The sequence below is a fragment of the Vibrio ichthyoenteri ATCC 700023 genome (genome assembly GCF_000222605.1).
GTDB classification, from domain to species: Bacteria; Pseudomonadota; Gammaproteobacteria; order Enterobacterales; family Vibrionaceae; genus Vibrio; species Vibrio ichthyoenteri.
This window is the reverse complement of sequence record NZ_AFWF01000118.1, coordinates 1-1,633: the sequence shown is the minus strand read 5'-3', so window position 1 is coordinate 1,633 and position 1,633 is coordinate 1. Positions and strand designations below refer to the sequence as shown.

Annotated in this window: 1 protein-coding gene; it reads right to left on the bottom strand. The window is 44.5% G+C overall.

Annotated features, from left to right (window positions below):
• Nucleotides 1-171 precede the first annotated feature (171 nt).
• Entirely contained in the window at nucleotides 172-1,230 is a 1,059-nt protein-coding gene (locus tag RH85_RS09875; protein ID WP_006712083.1) for an efflux RND transporter periplasmic adaptor subunit, read from the bottom strand.
• Nucleotides 1,231-1,633: the final 403 nt, after the last annotated feature.

The following is a 1,633-nucleotide window of genomic DNA, read 5'->3' as shown; positions in this document are numbered from 1 at the left end:
GACCGCTTCACGAATGGTGAATTCAGGGTCTTCAAATCGCGCCATGTTTTGATAGGCGTTCCAACCGCCTAATAACGTGATAAAAATGACGATAACACTGAGTACCGTCTTCTTTATCGTGAACTCTGCAATGTTCATATTAGTTACCTGCTTGTCTAACGTGGCTGCGGTTTATTTCCATTCTCTCACGGTAATGCCTTCAGAGAGTTGGCTGACACCGGCACTCACGATGGTATCGCCTTTGCTCAGTCCATCAAGCACGGCAATCGACTCACCAATTTGCTCTTCTAAGGTAACGTGTTGTTTGGAGACCATCATAGAGTTGGTATCAACCAGCCATACAAAGGTGCCTTCACTATCACTACCTACTGCATCGATGGGGACACTGAGACGCGGCATTGACTCACTACCCGTAACGGTAATATCCACAGAAACATTCATGCCGGGCAGAATAAGAACGTCGCTTGTTGTCTTGAAAGCAAAGGTTAGACCGTAAGTTTGTGTGGTTGGATCTGCCACAAGTGTTGCTTCTTTAAACTCCGCAGGAAAACGTTGAGAGGGGAGGGAGTCAAGAGATATCCAACTCTGTAATGGCTGCCCACCAATGGTTGAATTTCGATGTAATAGAGCGAGGAATTTTCCTGGGACGTCGATTGAGGCTTCCAGTTCACCTTCCCCTATGAGTATCGCGACCGTTTGTCCGCTGGAAATAACTTGGTCTTTCTCAATAAAGGTTTGCGCGATGATACCGTCAAAAGGGGCGATAAGCGTAGAATCGTTAAGGGCTTGTTGCGCACTATCGAGTTGCACACGGGCTAAATCTCGCTCTGTTTGTTTAGCTTGTAGCGAGCTTTTTGACACCGCACCTGTTTTTGCTAATTTTGCGATGCGTTGATATTCGTCAGAAGCAATTTGATATTGAGACTTGGCTTTGCTCAATGCGTTGTTTAATTCGCGCTGGTCGAGTCGGGCGAGCACGTCACCAGCTTGGACAAACATGGCTTCTTTGATTGGGAATTCGGTCACTCGGCCGGTCGTCGTGAAGCTGATTTCTTTGAGGTTTTTACTTTGAATAATTCCGGGAAAGGAAGCGGAAATATTCGCTTGTTGCTCGGTGACGTTAAACACCTTTACCGGACGAACAGTAGTGAGGTTACTTTCGGTTGCTGGCTCTTCACTACAACCTTGCATTATACCGAGTGTCGCGACAAGTAATAAATGCGCTCTCATTAAAATATCCCTTATTCAGTCAGCGAAAACCATTTTGGACACGAATAGCATTTCTACCCGTGAGTAGATTGCGATCGTCATCGGACTGATGCCTAAAAATAGCAGTCGACGCTGCATCAATACATCAGTGTTAAACTATTGGCTAACTATATAATAATTCAGAGTTATATATGAATTTAGGTGGTGAGAGTGTGAGTTAATCGTAACATTTGTGTATCGATATGCGAGCAAAAAACGAAGTGATTGAGAGCGATACGTCGAGTATTCATAAGTCCAAGTTATGACGTATATTTACTGTCGTTACCTACCGTTCGCTTGACGTTGATGGCCCCCTAAATTTGCATTTATAGATTGAGTTTTCAGTAAGGCACAAAGCTTTTTGATAGGCGTACTATGCTTAGAA

Coding starts and splice junctions, on each gene's coding strand:
- RH85_RS09875 (WP_006712083.1), bottom strand. CDS start 1,230: ATGAGAGCGCATTTATTACTTGTCGCGACACTCGGTATAATGCAAGGT.